Here is a 20798-nt window from a genome sequence, read left to right on the forward strand (position 1 = left end):
GGAGCTGCTCAGGTTGATGATCGCCTTGCCGCTGAAGCGGCAGATGAGGCCATGCGAGAAGCGCAAGCAAAAAAGGCCGGAGCGGACGTACTACTCAAGGGGATGCACGATGCGTAGGGGACGAATCCCAACCTGGTTTTTGCTATTGGCGCTACTCGCAGCTTTTGCACTTGTCGGTGTGTGGGTGGCCGGGTCGTATCTCGTCAGCCCAGTTCGCAGTCTTATCGGAGCGCCACCGCCAGATATCCCGGTTCAGGCGGTGACTTTTCCTGATGCAACCGGAGAACCGATCCACGGTTGGTTCGTTACCGGCACGAAGGGGCGCGGCGCAGTTTTATTGCTGCATGGTGTTCGTGCCGATAGGCGCGCCATGATCCATCGCGCCCGGTTCCTGCATGCGGCTGGCTATGCGGTGTTGTTGATCGACTTTCAGGCAGCGGGTGAAAGCCCGGGCAAAGCCATTACTTTCGGTTATCGCGAAGCGGAAGACGTGAAGGCATCGCTGCGGTATATCCATCAACGGCTCCCGGGCGAGCATGTCGGCATCATCGGCACATCCATGGGCGGAGCCGCCACGATTCTTGCAGCGCCCGGTGTCGATGCGGATGCCGTGGTTCTGGAGCAAGTCTATCCAACGATCCAACAAGCAACGGAAGACAGGCTGGCTATCCACCTGGGGCCCATGGGGCCGTGGCTGGCTCCCGTCTTGCTGATGACCTTGCACGCGCATCTGGGTATTTACCCCGATCAGTTACGCCCGATCGACCACATTGGTCATCTGTCGATGCCCAAGCTTTTGATCGTAGGCGATCACGACCGGGACACGACCATCTCCGAGTCCTATGCGATGTTCCATGCGGCAAAAGGACCTAAGGAACTATGGGTAGTGCACGGAGCAGCGCACGTCGACCTGTATGGATATGCCAAGACCGACTATCAGCTGCGTGTGCTCGGCTTTTTCGATACCTGGTTACGCGGAGGAAACAGGGCAGTTGGCCAACAAGCGAAACGGCTGCTTCCGACCGGGACGGATGAATTAGCGGGTCGCGTTACGTGCGACACATGGGGAAACGTCACAGCTGCCCGATCAACAACTGCACCGCCAGGCTGCTGACCGACACCGCCGCCCACACGCCCAGCCCCAGCAGGATGTGTCAGATGTCGGCTTCATTGCCGAGTTCTTCCGTGATGAGCTGAATTGATGCTTGATCGCTTAGATCCTTCGAGCAGGATGGTGTTCTGTCTGCTTCCGACCCTAAAGCAGCCACCGAAAGTAGGTTGGAAGTGAGCGCTCGTGCCGAGCATGGAATTCAGTGTCAAGAATGACATTGCCACGTTTTAGTAGATTCGCGTTGTCGAAGGTTGATGCGCGTCTGCACTGGATGGCTCAAAGATGACGCAATTCATTACGTCCGCCTGTGTGTATGCTTGCCTCGCCACGGGTTGCGTGGTTGGGTTGCGTGTGTGGGTTTGCGCACACCGGATTGTTCAGAGCGAAGTTTCATAGCCGGATGACGTGGCTTCGTTGGTTTACGAGGGGGTCATGGGGTCCGACTGTCTTTCAGTAAAAGGCGTTCCTGCGATTACTATTGGCCCGGGGCGGCCTTGGGATATCTTCTTCTTTGTTTCTGAAATCTCGACGGGTGCGAGCAAGAGGCACTTCAGTACGGCATATGGCTCGATGCTGTACGCGTATCGCACGCTAGGCTTTGCTTGTGCCAAGGCCGTTCTCGTGCAACGGTTGAGCTTGTACGGGGCAATCGATGCTGCTCGCTTTGTCGTAGTTCGCATGGGGTCACAGACTTCTGGTGCTGCCTTGCTTCGTGAGGTCGATGCGTCAGACGGGACAAGAGTGCTTGTAATCGAACTGCTGGCGGTGACTGCCCTTCGCGTCGGCAAGGCGTCGGCAGGATTCTTGTCGAATACGCACAGCAATGCGCACCTGATGGCCGTGTAGAGTGCGCCTGTGCGCCGGACTCTCGAGCAATGCAGCGCCTGCTCAAGCGCCTGGGTTTTGTACGGACCCTGCGGTCAAAGGCTATCAGCCTGATGGGGGCGCAGATTCAACGGCCGTCGCTGTGGGTTTGGTGGCGCAGGGGGCAGGGGGCAGACGGGCCAAGAAGCGAGACGGCTGCCTTCGATCCTGGGCCGACGAATTAAGGCGTCGGGTTACGCGCGACGTCTGGAAGACATCAGAGCTGCCCGATCAGCAACTGCACCGCCAGGCTGCTGACCGACACCGCCGCCCACACGCCCAGCCCCAGCAGGATCGGCCGCGCGCCGCTGGCGATCATCTTGCGCAGGTTGGCGGAGAGGCCGATCGCGGTGAGCGCCACGATGATCAGGAACTCGGCCGCGGCGTGCAGCAGCGGCTGGATCGCGGTGGGGATCAAGCCGGCGGTGCGCAGCGCCGAGGCCACCAGGAACCACAGGATGAACCACGGGAAGATGCGGCGCAGGCTGAAGTCGGTGGCGCCCTTCTTCTTTTCGCGCGCGGCAACCGCGAAGGCCAGGATCAGGCAGATCGGGATGATCAGCGTGGCGCGGGTGAGCTTGACGATGGTGGCGTAGTCGCCGGCGGCATGGCTGAAGCTGTAGCCGGCGGCCACCACCGAGGAGGTGTCGTTGATCGCGGTGCCGGCCCACAGGCCGAAGCCGAGGTCGCTGAGGTGCAGCAGGTGGCCGAGCAGCGGGAACAGCAGCACCGCCACCACGTTGAACAGGAAGATGGTGGAGATCGCGAACGCGGTGTCGTGCTCGTCGGGCTTGATGATGGGCGTGACCGCGGCGATGGCCGAGCCGCCGCAGATGGCGGTGCCCACGCCGATCAGGATCTTCAGCTTGTCGTGCACGCCCAGCCAGCGGCCCAGCGCCCACGCGCTGAGGAAGGCCACGGTCAGCGTCACCAGGGTCACCGACAGCGATTCCAGGCCAGTCTTTGCCACCTGGGTGAGGCTGAGGCCGAAGCCCAGCGCGATGATTGACCATTGCAGCACCTGCTTGCCGGCGAAGGCGATGCCGGGCGTGAAGCGCACGTCGGGCGAGAGCAGGTTGCGCACCGCGATGCCGAGCAGGATGCCGATCACCGGGCCGCCGATCAGCGGCATCAGCCGGCCCAGCCACCACGCGAGCAGTGCGATCACGACGGCCAACAGCAAGCCGGGCGCGCGGCTGCGCAGGGTGGGGCGGGCGAGGGCGGTGGCAAGTGGCGTGTTCATGGGACGGTTGCGCTGCGGGAATGTGCGCCATTGTCCTCGCCCTTTTCGATCAGTAAAACTTGGAAAATCTGATCGTTCCTATAAGATTGAGTGATGAACAACATCAGCCCGCGCCAGCTCGAAGTATTCGTGCAGATCGCGCTGTTGGGCAGCGTGCGTGCCGCTGCCGAGCGGCTGTACCTGACCCAGCCGGCGGCCAGCATGGCGCTGGCCGAAATGGAGCGTCAGCTCGATGCGCCGCTGTTCGCACGCGAGCGCGGCCGGCTGCGGCTCAACCCGCGCGGCCGCGAGCTGTTGCCGCTGGCGCAGGAGCTGCTGGAACGCCATGCCGAGTTCGGTCGGCGCGGGCGCGAGGATGGCGCGGCGCTTTCGGGCGAGTTGCGCATCGGTGCCAGCAACACCGTGGGCAACTACCGCGTGGGCGAGCTGCTGGGCGCGTTCGTGCGCGCGCAGCCGCAGGTGGCGATCCGCCTGCGCGTGGCGAACACGGAAGCGATCGCGGCGGCGATGCTTGAACACAGCCTCGACCTCGGTTGCGTGGAAGGACCGGTGACGCATCCGCAGCTGGAAGTGCGGCCGTGGCGCGACGACCTGCTGGTGGTGTGCGCGCCGCCCGACCATCCGCTGGCGCGCAAGCGCGGCCTCAAGCCCGCCGACTTCGCCGGCGCGCGCTGGGTGATGCGCGAGCCGGGTTCGGCCACCCGTGCCACCAGCGAACGTGTGTTGTCGCAGCTGCCGCCCGGCGAGACGGTGCTGGAGCTGGACCAGATCGAAGCGATCAAGCAGGCGGTGATCGCCGGCCTCGGCATCGCCTGCCTGCCGCAGGTGGCAGTCACCGATGCGCTCGCCACCGATCGCCTGAAGGCGTTGAAGACGCCGTTCCTCGACCTGCACCGCAAACTTTCCATGCTGGTCCACCGCCAGAAATACCGCGGCGCCTTGCTGGACGCGTTCATCGCCCAGGCCGGTCTCGGCCGCTGAGTCGCGGCGCCGCGCGTCGGCGTCAGTCGTCGTCGCTGCCCAGGTCGAGCAAGTGCGCGGGCAGGCCGGTGCGGGCGCCCCAGTAGTAGATGAGCAGGCCGGCCGCGGCGACGGCCGCGGTATCCCAGGGATGACGGATGATGCCGCGGCCACCGAAGGTACCCTGCCAAGACAAGGCGATGAGCAGCGCGTAGTAGGCGATCAGCCACGCCGACGAATACACCTCCTGGCGCAGCCTGGCACGGGCCCCGGGCGAAGGCAGTCTGCACAGCACGTAGATCGCGAACAGTACGATCTGCAGCCCCAGTAGCCACGAAACGGTCTGCCAGCTCGACCAGTACACGATCAGCGTGGCGATCACGAACGAGGCCGGCCCGATCACGCCGAAGCCGCGCACCAGGAAGGGTCGCGGCAACTGCGGCGCGTTGCGGCGCAGTGCCGCCACAGTGATCGGCGCCACGGCGTAGCTCAGCACCAGGGCTGCCGAGACCACGCTGATCAGCGCCTCCCACGAGGGGAACGGCAAGGTCCAGAAGATCGACAGCGCGAAGCTCAGCCACAGTGCCGGGCGCGGAATGCCGGACTTGCCGTCGATGCGGGTGAATACCTTGAAGAACGAGCCGCTGCGCGCCCAGCCGTAGACCACCCGGGGCGTGGCGTTCATGTAGATGTTGCCGGTGCCGCTGGGCGAGATCACCGCGTCGCAGACCACCAGCGCGGCCAGCCAGCCAATGCCCAGGGTCAGCGCGATGTCGTGGTAGGGCAGCGAGAACATCGTGCCGGTGCCGCCCCAGCCCTGCGCCAGCATCCGGGTGGGGATGCTGCCCAGGAAGGCTGCCTGCAGCAGCAGGTAGATCACGGTGGACAGCAGCACCGAGAGGATCAGCGCGATCGGGATCGTGCGTTGCGGGCTGCGCACCTCGCTGGCGACCGAGATGATCGGCGTCAGCCCCAGGTAGGCGAAGATGATGCCGCCCGCGGAAACCGCGCCTTCCACGCCGCTGAAGCCGTTCGGGGCAAAGCCGTGCACGCTCATGTTCTGCGGCTGGAAGTGCGCCAGCAGTACGACGACCACCAGCAGCGGCACGACGAACTTGAAGATGCTGATGAGATTGTTGGCCTTGGCGAAGGTCTTCACGCTGAAGTAGTTCAGCGCGAAGAACAACGCCAGCAGCGCCAGCTGCACCAGCCAGCCCAGCACGGTGGGATTGCCCGCCGCATCGCGGCTCAGCGCGGGGAACCAGGCCGCGGCATATTGGCGGCAGGCCACGGTCTCGATGGCGATCAGGCTGGAGAATGCGATCAGGGTGATGAAGCCCATCAGCGAGCCCAGCAGCAGCCCGTGCGAATACTCCGGGTAGCGCACCACGCCGCCGGCGCGGGGCAGCGCGGCGCCCAGTTCGCAATAGACGATGCCGAGCAGCAGCACGGCGGCGCCGCCGATCAGCCAGGACAGCATGCCGGCCGGTCCGGCGATGGCCGAGACATGGCTGGCCGAGAACAGCCAGCCGGAACCGAAGATCGCGCCCAGGCCGATGAAGGTCAGGTCGGTGAGGCTGAGCTGGCGATGGAATGTTCCCGTCGATGGCATGCGCTGTGATCCGGCTACGTGGGAAGGATGAAGCGGGCCCCCGGCACGGCGCTGGCGGATATCCGCCAGCGTCGTCGTTGGTCAGGGCGACTTGCAGTTGCAGTGCTTGTCGTCGGCGTAGGGCGACCTGCCGCCATCGGCGATGAAGCGGTCGATGCGCTCGTTCAACACCGGCAACGGCACCGAGCCGGTGGACAGCACCGCGTCATGAAAGGCGCGGATATCGAATGTCGGCCCCAGCGCTTTTTCAGCGCGCGCACGGTCCTCGCGGATGGCCATCTCACCCAGATAGTAGGACAGCGCCTGCGCCGGCCAGGCAATGTAGCGGTCCACCTCGGTCTCAATCTCGTGGTCGGCCAGCGCGGTGTTCGCGCGCAGGTAGTCCTGCGCCTGCTCGCGCGTCCAGTGCAGGTGGTGGATGCCGGTGTCCACCACCAGCCGCGCCGCGCGCCAGGCCTGGTAGCTCAGGTAGCCGAACTGCTCGTAAGGCGTGTGGTAGATGCCCATTTCCTGGCCGAGGTATTCGCAATACAGCGCCCAGCCTTCGCCGTAGGCGGAGATGTACGCGTAACGACGGAAGTCCGGCAAGCCCTCCGTCTCGGCCGCCAGCGGCATCTGCAAGGCATGGCCGGGCGAGGACTCGTGCAGGGTCAGCGCGGGCAACGAATACAGCGGGCGCGAGGGCAGGTTGTAGGTGTTGACCAGGTAGATGCCCGGGCCGCCGCGGCCGCCGGTATAGACCGGCGCCAGGTCGGGCGGCACCGGTTCGATGGCGAAGCGGCGGCGGGGCAGGCGGCCGATGTAGTCGCCGATCTTGCCGTCCACTTCCTTGGCAATCCACGCCGCGTTCTTGAGCAACTCGTCCGGCGTCTTTGCATAGAAGCGCGGATCGGTGCGCAGGAAATACAGGAAGTCGGCGAAGCTGCCCTTGAAGCCGGCTTGCTGGATGGTGTCCAGCATCTGCTGGTGGATGATCGCCATCTGCGCCAGGCCGAGCTGGTGGATGGCGTCGGGGTTCATGTCCAGCGTGGTGTATTCACGGATCTGCGCCTGGTAGAAGGCCTTGCCTTCGGGCAGGTCCTCGGCGGCGATGCCGGTGCGTGCCTTGGGGATGTACTCGTCCTGCATGAAGCGGAGCAGCTTCGCGTAGGCGGGGATCACCGCATCCCTGATCGCCGCCAGCGCCTCGGCGCGCAGCGTGGCCTGCTCGGCGGCGGGGATGGCCGTCGGCATGTGCCGGAACGGGGTGTAAAAGAGATTGTCTTCGCCGCTTGCGTCGATCACTTCGCTGATCGACTGCGTGCGGCCTCGCAGGACGATTTTCGGCTGGCTGAAACCGCGCGCCAGGCCCAGCCGCATGTTGTCGGTCTGCTCGCCGAAGTAGCGCGGGATGTCGCGCAGCTTGCCGATGTAGTCGCGGTATTCCTGCAGCGTGAGGTAGCTGGCGCGCGCGGTGAAGCCCAGGTCGCTCCAGAAGCCCGAGTCGCTGTTGAACGGCATTTCCCAGGTGTGGAAATGCTGGTCGGCCAGCAGGGTTTCGATCTGATTGCGGTAGACCGCGTAGTCGATCGCGTCTTCGCCGTGCAGCCCGGCCGGCTTGATGGTGTCGAGCTTCCCGAGCACTTCGGTCCAGTAGCGTTCGCGCACCGCCTGGGTAGCGGCGTCGACCTTGGGCAGATGGTCGGAAGGCGCGCCCTGGCTGTCCTCGTCGTCGAGGCCGCGGAACTGATCCTGGCGCCACGCCCATTCCTGCGTGTAGATCGCGCGGAAGCGGCTGGCGGCATCGTCGCCATACGCCTGCGCGGTAGTGGCGGCCAGGCAGACGGCGCATCCCAGGTTGGCGAACAGCTTGCTCATGAGCGGGCGTCTCCGGTGGCTGCGGCGCATGCGTCGTCGGCGGGCGTCAGGCGAACGGCTGGTCGATGGCGGGCGATGGTGGCGTGAACCAGGCGGCGCCGTCGTCGGTGACATGGAAGTGATCTTCCAGGCGCACGCCGAAGCGGTCGGGCAGCACGATCATCGGTTCGTCGCTGCAACACATGCCCGGCTGCAGTCCGGTGGCGTTGCCGCGCACCAGGTAAGGCGTCTCGTGGATGCTCAGGCCGCAGCCGTGCCCGGTACGGTGCGGGATGCCGGGCAGGCGGTAGTCGGGGCCGAGCCCGGCGCGCTCCACCACGGCGCGCGCGGCGGCATCCACCGTCGCGCACGGCACGCCGGGGCGCACCGCTTCGAACGCGGCGCGTTGCGCTGCGTGTTCGAGCGCCCAGATACGTTCCTGTTCCGCCGTCGGCTTGCCGAAGATGTAGGTGCGGGTGATGTCGGACTGATAGCCCTGCACGCTGCAACCGGTGTCGATCAGCACCAGCTCGTTCTCGGCCAGTCGCTGCTCGCCGGGAATGCCGTGCGGATAGGCCGTGGCGCGGCCGAATTGCACGATGCAGAAGGTCGAACCGTTGTCGGCGCCCAGCGCGCGGTGCGCGCCATCGATGAAGCGGGTCAGCTCGATGCTGCTGATGCCTTCGCGGACCAGCCCAGCGGCGAGGCGGTGCACCTGCAATGTCATCGCGGTGGCCTGCTGCATCAGAGCGAGTTCGGCCGGCGACTTGCACATGCGGCAGCCGTCGACGATGGCGCTGGCATCGACCACCGGCTTGCCGCCCAGCGCCGCGCGCAGGCGTTCGGCCACCACGCTGGGGGCGGCCGGGTCGAGCGCGAGGCTGCCGGCGCCGCGCTCGCGCAAGGCATCGGCGACCAGCGCCTGCGGATCCTCGTGTTCTTCCCAGTAACGCAGGCTGGCCGGAATGCGCAGGACATGCGCCAACGAGCCGGCCTCGAATGCGGGACAGATCACCAGCGGCTCGCCGCGCGCGGTCAGCAGCAAGCCGAGCAGCCGCTCGCTGGCGCCCCAGCCGATCCCGCTGAAATAGCGCAGCGAGGCGCCGGCGGTGATCAGCAGCGCATCGATGCGCTGTTCGCGCAGCAAGGTGCGGGCGCGTTCCAGCCGCTGTTCGTATTCGGCGGTGGCGATGGCCGCCGCCGGCGTCGGCCATGGTGCCAGCATGGCCTGCGCCTGGGCGGGTTCGAGGCCGCCGATCTGCCGGGCCGGCATCATGCGGCCGGCGTCCGGGCATCGACATCGTCGACGCACCAGTGGCCGTCGATCTGCCGTGCCACGCCGCCCGGGTTGCGGTCACGCAGCTCCGGCGGCAGCTGTCCGTCCGGCACATGGTCGTAGCAGTGCAGCGCGGTGAAGCGCTGGATCGCCGCCGGCAGGCCGACCGCGGTAAAGCCGGGGTGGCCGGTGCTGGGGTAGGGGCCACCGTGGTTCATCGCCGGGCTCACTGCCACGCCGGTGGGCATGCGGTTGCCGATCAACCGGCCCACGCGCGGACGCAGGGCGCCGGCGACGTGTGCCCAGGCGGCCGCGTCGCTGCCGTCGGCGGCGCTGTACAGCGTGCCGGTGAGGTTGCCTTCGAACGCGGCCGCCAAGGCGGCCATCTGCGCGACATCGTCGGCGCGCACCAGCAGGCCGACCGGGCCGAACGCCTCGGTCTGCAGCGCGTGCGGCGCGTGCAGGAATTGCGCGGCATCCACTTGCAGCAGGGTCGGTTGATAGCGATAGCCCGGTTCCGCGGCAGCGCCGCCGGCGAGCGTCGTGGCGCCGGCCTTGCGCAAGGTATCCACGCCGCGCTGCAGGTGATCCAGCACGCCGCGCGAAAACAGCACGCCTGGAGCGGCGGCGGCGAAGTGCGCGGCGGCGGCGGCGATGAAGGCATCGCCATCGGCGCCGCGCGGCACTACCACTACGCCGGGATTGGTGCAGAACTGGCCGCTGCCCATCGTGCAGGAACTGAAGAACTCCTGCGCCAGCGCGGCGCCGCGCTCGGCCAGTGCGCCGGGCAACAGGAACACCGGATTGACGCTGGACAGCTCCAGATAAGCTGGCACGCCGGCCGCGTCGGCGGCGGCCTTCAGCGCCAGGCCGGTGGAACGGCCGCCGGTGAACCCGATGGCGCCCAGGCGCGGATCGGCGGCCAGTTTCAGGCCCAGCGACGCGTCGAACCGGTAGAGCATCTGCACCGCTGCAGCGGGCAGGCCGGCCTCGCGCAGCGCGGCGTGGGCCAGCTGTGCCAGCCGCTCGCTGGTGGCCGGGTGCGAGGGATGCGCTTTCGCGATCACCGGATTGCGCGCCGCGATCGCCGAGGCGAAATCGCTGCCGGCGATCGCGTTGAAGGCGAACGGGAAGTTGTTCGGGCCGAACACCAGCACCGGCTTGTGCAGCGGGGCGCGATGGCTGCGCAGGCCCGCCGCTGTGTCGATCACCGGCTGCGTCCAGCTGAAGCTGCGCACGGCGCGCGCGGCCTGGCGCAGCTGGCCGCTGGTGCGCGGCAGCTCCACCTTGGCCAGCCGGGTTTCCGCGGGCAACGCGGTCTCCGCGTGGGCCAGCGCAACCAGTGCTTCGGCATCGCGCTCGATGCCGTCGGCGTAGGCCTCGAGGAAGGCGGCGATTTGTTCCGGCGGCGTCTGCGCCAGTTCATCCGCCACCGCGGCCGCTGCAGCGATGGCGGCCTCCACGTCGGCCGCGCCATTGATCGGGAATTCCGCGCCGATGGCCTCGCCGGTGGTCGGGTCCTCGGCGCGGAAGGTAGCGGACAGTTCGCTGGCCGGCCGCCAGCCGCCAGCGATCAGCAGAGGTTGCGCGGCCATCTCAGAGCGCCGGCGCGTGGGCGATGGCGTGGTCGATCACGCGCAGCGCGGCTTCGCGTTCGGCGCCATGCATGGCCAGACGCGGCGCGCGCACGCGCTCGCTGCCCAGGCCGACCTTTTCCTGCACCAGCTTGATCAGCTGGACGAACTTCGGCACGGTGTCCAGGCGCAGCAGCGGCAGGAACCAGGCATACAGTTCGGCGGCCGCATCGGCGCCGCCGTCGCGCGCCAGCTCGAACAGCTTCACCGACTCTTTCGGATAGGCGTTGACCAGGCCGGCGATCCAGCCGCGCGCGCCCATCGCCACGCCTTCGACGATCGCATCGTCCATGCCCACCAGCAGTTCGAGGCGGCTGCCCAGCAGTGCACGCAGCGCGGCGAAGCGGCGCACGTCGCCGGAGGATTCCTTCACCGCCTGCACGTTGGGGAACTCGCTTGCGAGCTCGGCGATCTGCTCGGGCGAGAAGTCCGTCTTGTAGGCGATCGGGTTGTTGTAGAGCATGCAGGGCAGATCGGTCGCCGCAATCACCGCGCGCAGGTGCGCGCCCATCTCGCGCCAGTCGGTGGAGTACACGTAGGGCGGCAACACCATCAGGCCGGAGGCGCCCAGCGCCTTGGCCTCGCGGGCGAGGCGCACGGCCTCGTCGGTAGACAGCGCGGCGATGCCGGGGATCACCGGCGCGCGACCATCGAGCGCTTTCACCAAGGTGCGGATGATCGCCAGCTTCTCGTCGAACGACAGCGTGGCCGCTTCGCCCAGCGAGCCCAGCGGCACGATGCCCTTGCAGCCGCTGTCGATCAGCGTGCGCGCGTGCGTGGCGAGGAAGTCGTGATCGACCTGGCCGTCGGCGGCGAAGGGGGTGGTGATGGCGGGAATCACGCCGTGCCAGATGGATGCGTTGCTCATGATCAGCTACCTCGTTATGCGTCGTCAGAAGAAAGGGTGGCAAGCCCGGCCAGCGTGGCCAGACGGGCGGGGAAAATCGGCGGGCGCGCGCCGCTGCGGGGAAAACGACCCAGTTCGGCCAGCGCCGTGCCGCAGATGCGGCCCTGGCAGGCGCCCATGCCGCAACGCGTGGCGAGCTTGGCGGCGCGGGCGTCGCCGAAGCTGGCGAGCGCACCGAGGCGGACGTCTTCGCAGCGGCAGATTGGGGTCTGGTCGTCGGCCAGCGTGTGCAGGCGCGGGTCCAGCGCGAAGTGCCGGGCAAGCAGCGCACCGAAGCGCCGTGCGCGGTCGCGCTGCGGCATCAAGCTGTTGGCAGACGCGATGTCGCCGGTCGCGACGTGGCCCGCCATCGCGCCTTCGATGCGCGCGACCGCCAGGCCGCCGATGCCGCAGGATTCGCCAGCGGCGTGGATCTTGGCCACGCTGGTGCGCAGCAGGGCGTCGACCTGCACGTGCGGGTGGGTATCCGTGTCGTCGAGCGCGCAGCCGAGCAGCGATGCCAGTTCGGTATGGGGCACCAGCCCGTAACCCACGGCGAGCAGGTCGCAGGCGATGTGCTGCACGCCGCCGGGCGTTTCGATCTCCACGCCGCGCACGGCGTCGTCGCCAACGGCCTTGCGCACGAAGGAACCGAAGCGATACGGCACGCCGGCGAGGCGCAGGCGCAGACCGGCGGCCTGCCAGGCGCGAGCGGGCCATTGGCGCAGCTGCCACGCGAAGGAACGGACTGCATCGGCGGAGGCTTGCTCGAAAATACCGAGCACCTGCGCACCGTGTTTGCGCAAGGTATCGGCTGCCGCCAGCAGCAGCGGTCCGCTACCGGCGATGACGACGCGCTTGCCGGCCACCGGCCAGCCCTGCTTGGCGAGGGCTTGCAGGCCGCCGGCACCGGTCACGCCGGGCAGCGTCCAGCCGGGGAAAGGCAGCAGCAGTTCGCGCGCGCCGGTGGCGAGCACCAGCGCACCGTACGACAGCAGCCGGGAGTCTTGCGACGTTTCCACGCGCAGCGCCGACGACTCCACGGCGACCACGCTATGGCGCGCCAGCAGTTCGACGCCTTGCAGAGTGTCGATGGCCTGGCGCGCCGCGCGCACTGCCGGCAGGCGCACGTCGTGCCGCCAGACCTGTCCTCCGGCACGCGGTTGTGCGTCGAGCAGGCCTACGCGCGCGCCATGCGATGCGGCAGCCTGTGCCGCTGCCAGGCCGGCCGGGCCTGCGCCTGCCACGAGGACGTCGTAATGCTCACGCATCGGTGACCACCTGCATGCCTTCGCTGACCGGCGTCATGCATGCGCGCACATGGGTCACGCCATCCACCTGCACGCGGCATTCAAAACATACTCCCATGCCGCACAGCGGCGCGCGCGGCGCGCCGTCCACCGAGCGGCGGAAATGCAGCGTGACATGCGCCACCGCGGCCGCGACGCTGGCGCCGGCGGGCACTTCCACCGGTTGACCGTTCACGACCAGCCGCACGAGGCCGCTCATGCGGCCATCCTCTGCGGCGCATAAGGCGTGGGATCGATGGCGGGCTGGCGGCCCTGGATCAGGTCGATCATCAGTTTCGCGCTGCCCAGCGCCGTGGTGACGCCCAGGCCTTCGTGGCCGGCGGCCACCCACTGATCGACGGCGCCGGGTACGGCGCCGAGGTACGGGCGCCCATCTGGCGTGGTGGGGCGGAAACCGGTCCAGACGCGCAGCGCCTGCAGTTCGCGCAGACGCGGCACAAAGGCGAAGCTGCGTTCGAGCATGCGCTGGACCATCGATGGCGAAACGCCAGCGTCGTTCGCATGGAATTCGCGCGAGGAGCCGATCAGGATCTGCCCCGTCGGCCGTGGCTGCACGTTGAACGCCACGCTGCTGTCGGCATCGCCGTGGGCGCTGTCGGCGTAGCCCAGTTCCAGCAGCTGGTGGCGGATGAGGCCGGGATAGCGGTCGGTGATGACGAGGTGCCCTTTGCGCGCGCGCATCGGCAGCATCGGCAGCAGGGCAGGCAGCGCGCAGCCCGTGGCCACCAGCACCGGGCCGCACAGGCGCGTGCCGTCGTCGAGCAGCGCGCCGCTGCGCTGCAGGGATTGCACGCGGCGGCCCGCATGGAGCCGGGCACCGCGCGATTGCGCGCGCTGCACCAGATGGTTGGCGACGCGCGGCGGATACACCACCGCCTCGCGCGACACCAGCATGCCGCCCGCCAGCCCCGGCACCAGCGCGGGTTCCAGTTCGTATAGCGCCTTGGCGTCGACCGGTCGGGCATCGATGCCGGCTGCGCCGAGGCGTGCGATGCGTTGGCCGGCGGCGGCGAGTTCGCCATCGTTGCGCGCCACCCACAAGGTGCCGCAGCGGCTGAACTCGGCTTCCGCCAGGTCGGCGAACGCTTCCCACAAGCGCAGCGAGTAATGGGCCAGCGCGAGTTCGGCCGGATCGTCGTCCATCGCGACGAGATGGCCCATAGCCGCCGCCGTGGCGCCGCCGCCGATCGGGCCCGGCTCCACGATGGCCACCCGCATGCCGTCCGCGCTGGCGGCATCGGCGCAGCTGGCGCCGACGATGCCGGCGCCGACAACGATCAGGTCGAACGTGGCGGCGCTGCCATTCATTCCGCGCCGCTGCCCCAGGTGAAGGCGTCTGCTTCGTCGAACAGCAGCGTGCTGCGCGCCACCACGAAGGCGGTGCCGGTGATCTGCGGTCGCACACCGCGTTCGCCATGCGTGTAGCGGCCTTCGAACACGCTGCCGAGGATGCTTTCCTGTTTCCAGGTTTCGCCCGGCGCGAGCTTGCCGTCGGCGGCCAGGCAGGCCAGCTTGGCGCTGGTGCCGGTGCCACAGGGCGAGCGGTCGTAGGCGAGGCCGGGGCACAGCACGAAGTTCCGGCCATCCAGGCCGTCGACCGGCGATCCGGTGTTGACCTCGATGTGATCGATCTCGCCGCCTTCCGCGCCGGTGATGCCGTTTGCTTCGAGCGCGTGGCGGATCGCCTCGGTATAGGTGGTGAGCGCGCGCTGGTGCCGGATCTCCAGCGGCAGCGGCGTGTCGTGGGTGATGAAGAACCAGTTGCCGCCCCAGGCGATGTCGCCGGTGACGCGACCGTAATCCGGCACGTCGACGCTGACGCCCGTGGCGTGGCGATAGCTTTCCACGTTGTCGATGGTGACGCGGCCGTCTTCGTGCAGTTCCGCGCCGACGGTGCCCACCGGTGTATCGATGCGATGCCTGCCGGGGCCGATGCGGCCCAGGTGCTGCAACGTGCGCACCACGCCGATGGTGCCGTGGCCGCACATGCCGAGGTAGCTGACGTTGTTGAAGAAGATCACCCCGGTACAGGCGTCCGCGCTTTGCGGCGGCACCAGCAGGGCGCCGACCACGGTGCTGGATCCGCGCGGTTCGCAGGCGATCGCGCTGCGCCAGCGGTCGTACCGTTCGCGGAAGCGCTGGCGCTGCTCCGGCAGCGTACCGGGGCCGAGGTCCGGGAATCCGCCGATGACGACACGGGTGGGTTCGCCGCCGGTATGCGAGTCGATCACGTCTATCGTAGTCATGCGTCTATGCTCGCCCTGTCGCGTCCGGACGTCTATGGACAGTTGTGGTCCATGGATGCGGAAATCTGCATACTCCAGTGGCTAGCTGGAGCCGGCCACGTCGCCCTCCCTTGCCGCTGCCGGAGCTGCGCGATGGAAGTGAAAATTTCGGCGAACGAACTGGAGGCGCTGTTCGATGCGCTGCCCGACGTGGTGTTCTTCGTGAAGGACACGATGGGCCGCTACACGCATGCCAATCTCACCCTGGTGCGCCGGCTCGGCCTCAAGCGCCGCGAGGACGTGATCGGCCGCAGCGTGACCGAACTGTTCCCCGCGACCATGGGCGGTTCGTATGCGTCGCAGGACCGGCGTGTGCTGGATGGCGAAGTGATCGAGAACCAGCTCGAGGTGCACATCTTCGCGAACCGCGCCCCGGGCTGGTGCCTGACCTGCAAGCGACCGCTGCAGCAGGACGGCCATGTGCGCGGCGTGGTCGGCATCTCGCGCGACCTGGGACAACCGGACGGCCGCCATCCGACCTATCAGCGGTTGCGCCGCGTGCTTGCGTATCTGCAGGAGCACTACGCGGAAAGCATCCGCGTGGCGACGCTGGCGGGGCTGGCCGAGCTCTCGGTGGCGCAGCTCGAACGGCATTTCCGGCGGGTGTTCCAGCTGACGCCGCAGCAGGTGCTGACCAAGCTGCGCATCGAGGCGGCGATGCGCATGCTGCAGGGCGACGACAGCGTGGCGGCGATCGGGCTGGCCTGTGGCTTCGCCGACCAGAGTTCGTTCGCACGCCAGTTCAAGGCCACGGTCGGCATGTCGCCGCGCGACTATCGGAACATGATCGCGGCGTCGTGAACGGAGTGGCCCAGGGCGTTTGCGCCGACCGCGTGCCGGCGCATCGCCGTCACGCCTCGAGCTGCGCCAGCAGCGACGCGACCTGTTCGTGGGTGACGGCGCGCAGCAGGCGGGTGGCATGGCCGCGCAGCGTGGCGTGGTCGAGTGCGGCGAGGCGGTCGCGCACCTGCAGCAGCTGGCTGGGGTGCATGCTGAATTCGTTGAGACCGAGCGCGAGCAGCATCGCGGTGAAATTCACGTCGCCGCCGATTTCGCCGCACAGGCTCACCGGCTTCTTCGCGCGGCGGCCCGCGCCGATCACGTGCGAGAGCAGGCGCAGCATGGCCGGCTGCAGTGGGGTGTAGATGTTGTCCAGTGCGTCATTACCGCGATCGGCGGCGAGCACATACTGGGCGAGGTCGTTGGTGCCGATGGCGAGGAAGTCGGCATGTTCGAGCAGGGCGCGCACGTTGATCGCGGCGGCGGGCACCTCGATCATCGCGCCCAGCGGCAGCTTCTCGGGCAGGTCGATGCTCTCGCGCTTCAGGTCCTGCCGCGCCAGCTTGAACAGCGTGCGTACCGCGATCAGTTCGTCCGGCTGGGTCACCATCGGCACCAGCACGCGCACGGGGCCGTAGCAGGCTGCGCGCAGGATCGCGCGGATCTGGGTGGTGAACACTGCCGGATAGCGCAGCGACAGGCGCACGCCGCGCACGCCCAGCGCGGGGTTGTCCTCGCCGCGCAGCACCAGGCCGGCGGCGTCGGCCTTGTCGGCGCCGAGGTCGAGCGTGCGGATGGTGACCGGCAGCCCGCCCATGCCCAGCACCAGGTCGCGGTAGGCGATGAACTGTTCGTCTTCCGACGGCAGGCCCTTGTGGCGCAGGAACAGGAATTCGGTGCGGTACAGGCCCACGCCGTCGGCGCCGCGGGCACGCGCCAGCGCCACGTCGGCGGGGGTTTCCGCATTCGCCAGTAGGCGGACGTCCATGCCGTCGCGGGTGCGGGTGGGCGCGTTTGCCAGTGTGGCGAGCCGGCGCCCTTCGGCGGCGGCCTCGCGTTGCCATGCGCGGTAGCGGGCGAGATCCTGCGCGGTGGGGTGCACGATCGCTTCGCCGCGCTCGGCGTCGAGCAGGATCAAGTCGTCGTCGTGCAGCAGCGCCAGCGCGTCGCGTGCACCGACCAGCATCGGCAGGCCGAGGCTGCGCGCAAGGATCGCACTGTGCGAATACGCACTGCCGGAACTGGTGACCACGCCGAGCAGGCCGTTGCCGGCGAGCTGGGCCATGTCGGCCGGCGCGATGGTGTCGGCGACCAGGATCTCGCCCACGCGTGCGGCCAGCTTGCGTTCCTCGACGCTGGTCTGGCGCTGCAGCGCGGAGACCACGCGGGCGATCACCTGGTCGATGTCTTCCTTGCGGCTGCGCAGGTAGGGGTCGTCCATCGCCTCGAACACCGCAGCGAGCTTGTCGCGCTGCTTCTTCAGCGCGGCGCCGGCGCGGTAGTGGCCGATCCGCACCAGGTCGTCGAGGCCGCGCAGCAGCTCGGCGTCGTCCAGCAGCAGGCTGTGTGCGTCGATGAATTCGTTAACCTCGCGCGCCAGCGCGCCGTGCAGCTTGCCGCGCAGTTCGCGAAGTTCCTGCCGCGCGGTGTCCAGCGCGCGGTGCAGGTGTTCGAGCTCGCCCTCGATTTCGTCCTCGGCAAGCGGGCGGGTGTCCACCGCGTAGCGGCTGGGCTGCACCAGCCGTGCACGGCCCAGTGCCATGCCGCGCGACGCCTGGGTGCCGGGCAGGAGGTGTCTCATGCACGCCTCCTTCGGAAGCCTGGATACGGGATGCGGGATGCGGGACGCGGCAGCGCAAGCCGCGGCGGCAAGGCCGCGGCTCCCGCAGTTGCGTATCCCGTATCCGGCATCTCGGACCTCATGCGCTTCAAGCCCCTTCGTCGAACTTGCGTTCGAACAGCGCCACCACCGCATCCAGCGCAGCCTGCTCGTCCGGGCCGTCGGTACGCACGGTCAGCGGCGTACCGATGCCGGCGGCAAGCATCATCACGCCCATGATGCTTTGTGCGTTCACCTCGCGCCCCTTGCTGATCAGCCACACGGTGGACTTGAAGCCCTGCACCAGTTGCACCAGCTTTGCCGACGCGCGGGCGTGCAGGCCCAGCTTGTTGGAAACGACGATTTCTTTCTCAAGCATGGTCAATGAAGATTCCCCCACGGCCGCCGCTTGCAGCGATTTCGGCCAGTTCGTCCAGTGGTTTTTCCGCGTAATTGAGTACGCGCAGCAGCATCGGCAGGTTGAGGCCGGAGACGCAGCGCAGGCGCACGCCCAGCGAGCTGAGCGAGAGCCCGATGTTGCACGGCGTGGCGCCGTAGAGATCGGCCAGTACCAGCACGCCTTCGCCCTGGTCGAGCGCGCGCGCGTGGCGGGCGGTGAGTGTGCGCATCACGTCCGGGTCGGCCTGCGGCGGCACCTCTACCGCCTCCACTTGCAGCGGCAGCTTCGGCATCACGTGGTGCGCGGCGGAGATCAGCGCCTGGCCGACCGCCTCATGGGTCATCAGCAGCACACCCACGCTCATGGCTGCGTACCTTCCTGTGTGCGTTGCGTTGCCATCGCCTCAGTCCAGCTCGCGGTGGAAGGTGAGTACGCCCTCGCGGGTTTCGCGATAGTGCGCGGCGAGCTGCTCGACCAGGTACACCGAACGGTGCCGGCCGCCGGTGCAGCCGATCGCGACGGTGACGTAGCTGCGATCGTCCTGTTCGAAGCGCGGCAGCCAGGCGTCCAGCCAGCGCCGGGTGTCGGCAAGGTACTCGGCGACCAGCGGTTCGCCGTCCAGGTATTCGCGCACGGGCGCGTCCTTGCCGGAGAGCGGGCGCAGCCGCGGCTGCCAGTGCGGGTTGGGCAGGCAGCGCGCGTCGAACACGAAATCCGAGTCCAGCGGCAGCCCGCGCTTGAACGCGAAGGACTGGAACATCAGCGTCATCCCCTCGGTGGCCTGCGCGTAGCCAGTGGCGACCAGCCGGCGCAGCTGGTGCACGTTGAGTTCGCTGGAGTCGATCACCTTCTCGGCGATCGCCATCAACGGGCGCAACAGCTGGCGTTCCTCGGCGATCGCGTCGGCAAGCGACATGCCGCGCGTGGCCAGCGGGTGGCGGCGGCGGGTTTCCGAATAGCGCTTGACCAGCACTTCGTCGCTGCAGTCGAGGAAGATCAGGTGCAGCTGCACGCCGGCGGCGGCCAGTGCGGATAGCGTCGCGGGCAGGTGCTCGAAGTCGGCGCCGCGGTTGCGCACGTCCACGCCCACCGCGATACGCCGGCGCCGGCCGGCGCCGTGGCTGACCGCCTCCACCAGCTGCGGCAGCAGCGAGGGTGGCAGGTTGTCGACGCAGTAGAAGTCCAAGTCCTCCAGTGCGCGCAACGCCACCGTTTTGCCGCCGCCGGACACGCCGGTGAGCACGATCAGGTGGGTCTCGTGCGGGTTGGTGAAGGGGCTGGTCGGCGTGGCGGGTACGTCGTGCACTGCGGTCACCAGGGAGGCAGGCGGCGCAACTGGTGCGCCTGGCGGTCGATGAAGGTCTGCGCGGGGTCGATGCCCTTGCTCTTCAGCGCGTGGCTGCGCACCGCTGCCTCGACCAGCACGGCGATGTTGCGGCCCGGCGCCACCGGAATCGTGATCATCGGTACCTTGACGTCGAACACCTCGCGGTGGCCGGTGTCGCCGGTGAGGCGGGTCAGCGCGTCGATCTCCTCGCCTTCGCGCAGCGGCTTGAGGTGGATCACCAGGCGCAGGTACTTGGACGGCTTCACCGACATGTGGCCGAACATCTCGCGCACGTTGAGCACGCCCAGGCCGCGCACTTCCAGCAGGTCCTGCAGCAGCTCGGGACAACTGCCGTCGATCACGTCCGGCGCGATCAAGGTGAATTCGGTGGCGTCGTCGGCGACCAGCCGGTGGCCGCGGCTGATCAGTTCCAGCGCCAACTCGCTCTTGCCGGAACCGGCCTCGCCGGTGATCAGCACACCGATCGAGAACACCTCCAGGAACACGCCGTGCAGCGTGGTCTTCGCCGCCAGCTGGCGCGCCAGGTGGTATTGCAGGAAGGTGAGCAGCTCGTGGCCGCGCTTGGAGCTGAGCCACAGCGGCGTGTCGGTTTCCTCGGCCACCTCGCGCAGGTCGGACGGGATCGCCTGGTCCTTGGTGACGATCAGCGCCACCGGCCGGCTGGCGGCGATCTTGTGCATCACCTCCCAGCGCTGGCGCGAGTCGAGGCCGTCGAGGAAATTCAGCTCCTCCGAACCGATGATCTGGATCTTGTTCGGGTAGATGACGTTGAGGTAGCCGATCAGCGAGGGCCGGCGCGCCTGCGCGGCACCGGGCTCCAGCGTGCGCGATTCGCCGCGCATGCCGGCCTGCCAGCGCAGCGCCATGCGCTCGTTGACGCCATCGTAGAGTTGTCTTGCGGTGAGCCGGTCCAAGCCTTCGGTCCTTTGCGTCGCGCGCCGCCCGTGGGGTCCGGGGCGGGGCAGGGCCATTGTGCCAGCTTGGGCGGAAGACGTGTTTCGCGGGAAGGCATGCGGGCCGCCCGTCGCCGGGCGGCCCGCAGGGGGACATCAGCCGTACTGGCGCTCGTCGCGCACGGCGCGCTGGTGCTTGTCGGAGATCTTTTCGCGGTGGCGCCGCAACTGGTTGACCAGCTTGTCGAAGAGCATGTCGATGGAAGCGTACATATCGGCCTCGGCAGCCTCGGCGTGCAGGGTGGCGCCGGTGACGCCGAGCGTGGCATCCGCGCGGTGCTGCAGCTTGTCCACAGAGAGCACCACGGTAAGGCTGATCAGTTTGTCGTCGAGGCGATGGAGGCGATCTAGCCTGGATTCGACGTGATTGCGCAGCGCGGGGGTGACTTCGATCTGCTGGCCGCTGAGTTGGAATTGCATGGTACGCCTCCTCTGGTGGTGCTTGCCGCGTTTCGCGGCGGGATGGACGCGCCGCGGACGG

Annotated in this window: 20 protein-coding genes; 4 read left to right on the forward strand and 16 right to left on the reverse strand. The window is 68.1% G+C overall.

Annotated elements, in window-relative coordinates; genetic code table 11:
- Positions 1 to 16: 16 nt before the first annotated feature.
- Together ISP14_RS04430 and ISP14_RS04435 are read left to right on the forward strand one after the other, a co-directional pair.
- Entirely contained in the window at positions 17 to 1114 is a 1098-nt protein-coding gene (locus ISP14_RS04430) for an alpha/beta hydrolase (protein WP_404536566.1), read from the forward strand.
- 429 nt (positions 1115 to 1543) lie between these two features.
- Positions 1544 to 1957, forward strand: a complete 414-nt coding sequence (locus ISP14_RS04435; protein ID WP_404536568.1) for a hypothetical protein — start codon at positions 1544 to 1546, stop codon at positions 1955 to 1957.
- Positions 1958 to 2192: 235 nt separating this feature from the next.
- Here the strand turns inward: ISP14_RS04435 and ISP14_RS04440 are convergent, their stop codons facing one another.
- A complete protein-coding gene (locus ISP14_RS04440) occupies positions 2193 to 3218 on the reverse strand; it encodes a YeiH family protein (RefSeq protein ID WP_404536570.1) in 1026 nt (341 codons plus the stop codon).
- 93 nt (positions 3219 to 3311) lie between these two features.
- On the opposite strand from ISP14_RS04440, the gene ISP14_RS04445 reads away from it, so the two are divergent.
- On the forward strand, positions 3312 to 4199 hold the full coding sequence (locus ISP14_RS04445) for a LysR family transcriptional regulator (RefSeq protein ID WP_404536572.1): 888 nt from the start codon (positions 3312 to 3314) through the stop codon (positions 4197 to 4199).
- Between the two features lie 22 nt (positions 4200 to 4221).
- On the opposite strand, the gene ISP14_RS04450 is transcribed toward ISP14_RS04445, so the two are convergent.
- The 9 genes from ISP14_RS04450 to ISP14_RS04490 form a co-directional block, all read right to left on the reverse strand.
- The gene (locus tag ISP14_RS04450; RefSeq protein WP_404536574.1) at positions 4222 to 5790 is read right to left on the reverse strand and encodes an APC family permease; all 1569 of its coding nucleotides are present in this window, start codon (positions 5788 to 5790) and stop codon (positions 4222 to 4224) included.
- Positions 5791 to 5871: 81 nt separating this feature from the next.
- The gene (locus tag ISP14_RS04455; protein ID WP_404536576.1) at positions 5872 to 7647 is read right to left on the reverse strand and encodes a DUF885 domain-containing protein; all 1776 of its coding nucleotides are present in this window, start codon (positions 7645 to 7647) and stop codon (positions 5872 to 5874) included.
- A gap of 46 nt (positions 7648 to 7693) precedes the next feature.
- Positions 7694 to 8902, reverse strand: coding sequence for a M24 family metallopeptidase (locus ISP14_RS04460; RefSeq protein WP_404536578.1), 1209 nt, complete (start codon positions 8900 to 8902; stop codon positions 7694 to 7696).
- Positions 8899 to 10497, reverse strand: coding sequence for an aldehyde dehydrogenase family protein (locus tag ISP14_RS04465; protein ID WP_404536580.1), 1599 nt, complete (start codon positions 10495 to 10497; stop codon positions 8899 to 8901). The genes ISP14_RS04460 and ISP14_RS04465 overlap by 4 nt, the downstream gene beginning before the upstream one ends.
- 1 nt (position 10498) lies before the next feature.
- Positions 10499 to 11404: a dihydrodipicolinate synthase family protein gene (locus ISP14_RS04470; RefSeq protein ID WP_404536582.1), complete on the reverse strand. Its 906-nt coding sequence runs from the start codon at positions 11402 to 11404 to the stop codon at positions 10499 to 10501.
- Between the two features lie 14 nt (positions 11405 to 11418).
- Positions 11419 to 12693, reverse strand: a complete 1275-nt coding sequence (locus ISP14_RS04475; protein ID WP_404536584.1) for an FAD-dependent oxidoreductase — start codon at positions 12691 to 12693, stop codon at positions 11419 to 11421.
- Positions 12686 to 12931, reverse strand: coding sequence for a 2Fe-2S iron-sulfur cluster-binding protein (locus ISP14_RS04480; RefSeq protein ID WP_404536586.1), 246 nt, complete (start codon positions 12929 to 12931; stop codon positions 12686 to 12688). The genes ISP14_RS04475 and ISP14_RS04480 overlap by 8 nt, the downstream gene beginning before the upstream one ends.
- On the reverse strand, positions 12928 to 14040 hold the full coding sequence (locus ISP14_RS04485) for an NAD(P)/FAD-dependent oxidoreductase (protein WP_404536588.1): 1113 nt from the start codon (positions 14038 to 14040) through the stop codon (positions 12928 to 12930). Before ISP14_RS04485 ends, ISP14_RS04480 begins: the two co-directional genes overlap by 4 nt.
- The gene (locus ISP14_RS04490; RefSeq protein ID WP_404536590.1) at positions 14037 to 14978 is read right to left on the reverse strand and encodes a proline racemase family protein; all 942 of its coding nucleotides are present in this window, start codon (positions 14976 to 14978) and stop codon (positions 14037 to 14039) included. The genes ISP14_RS04485 and ISP14_RS04490 overlap by 4 nt, the downstream gene beginning before the upstream one ends.
- A 132-nt stretch (positions 14979 to 15110) precedes the next feature.
- Here ISP14_RS04490 and ISP14_RS04495 point away from each other — a divergent pair, with 132 nt between their 5' ends.
- Positions 15111 to 15818, forward strand: a complete 708-nt coding sequence (locus ISP14_RS04495; protein ID WP_404536592.1) for an AraC family transcriptional regulator — start codon at positions 15111 to 15113, stop codon at positions 15816 to 15818.
- 49 nt (positions 15819 to 15867) lie between these two features.
- Here ISP14_RS04495 and ptsP read toward each other — a convergent pair whose 3' ends face one another.
- The 6 genes from ptsP to hpf all read right to left on the reverse strand — a co-directional run bounded on the left by ptsP (position 15868) and on the right by hpf (position 20737).
- On the reverse strand, positions 15868 to 17598 hold the full coding sequence (gene ptsP, locus ISP14_RS04500; RefSeq protein WP_404536594.1) for a phosphoenolpyruvate--protein phosphotransferase: 1731 nt from the start codon (positions 17596 to 17598) through the stop codon (positions 15868 to 15870).
- Positions 17599 to 17725: 127 nt separating this feature from the next.
- Positions 17726 to 17995 (reverse strand): HPr family phosphocarrier protein, encoded by a 270-nt coding sequence (locus tag ISP14_RS04505; RefSeq protein WP_404536596.1) that lies wholly within the window; start codon positions 17993 to 17995, stop codon positions 17726 to 17728.
- Positions 17988 to 18380: a PTS sugar transporter subunit IIA gene (locus tag ISP14_RS04510; protein ID WP_404536598.1), complete on the reverse strand. Its 393-nt coding sequence runs from the start codon at positions 18378 to 18380 to the stop codon at positions 17988 to 17990. The genes ISP14_RS04505 and ISP14_RS04510 overlap by 8 nt, the downstream gene beginning before the upstream one ends.
- A 39-nt stretch (positions 18381 to 18419) precedes the next feature.
- Positions 18420 to 19322 carry an RNase adapter RapZ gene (gene rapZ / locus ISP14_RS04515; RefSeq protein WP_404536600.1) on the reverse strand — a complete coding sequence of 301 codons (903 nt, stop codon included), beginning with the start codon at positions 19320 to 19322 and terminating at the stop codon, positions 18420 to 18422.
- Between the two features lie 5 nt (positions 19323 to 19327).
- Complete coding sequence (hprK, locus tag ISP14_RS04520) at positions 19328 to 20278, reverse strand: HPr(Ser) kinase/phosphatase (protein ID WP_404536602.1); 951 nt, start codon at positions 20276 to 20278, stop codon at positions 19328 to 19330.
- A gap of 135 nt (positions 20279 to 20413) precedes the next feature.
- Positions 20414 to 20737, reverse strand: coding sequence for a ribosome hibernation-promoting factor, HPF/YfiA family (hpf, locus tag ISP14_RS04525; protein WP_404536604.1), 324 nt, complete (start codon positions 20735 to 20737; stop codon positions 20414 to 20416).
- Positions 20738 to 20798: the final 61 nt, after the last annotated feature.

It is taken from the genome of Dyella agri, from assembly GCF_044904705.1.
GTDB classification, from domain to species: domain Bacteria; phylum Pseudomonadota; class Gammaproteobacteria; order Xanthomonadales; family Rhodanobacteraceae; genus Rhodanobacter_A; species Rhodanobacter_A agri.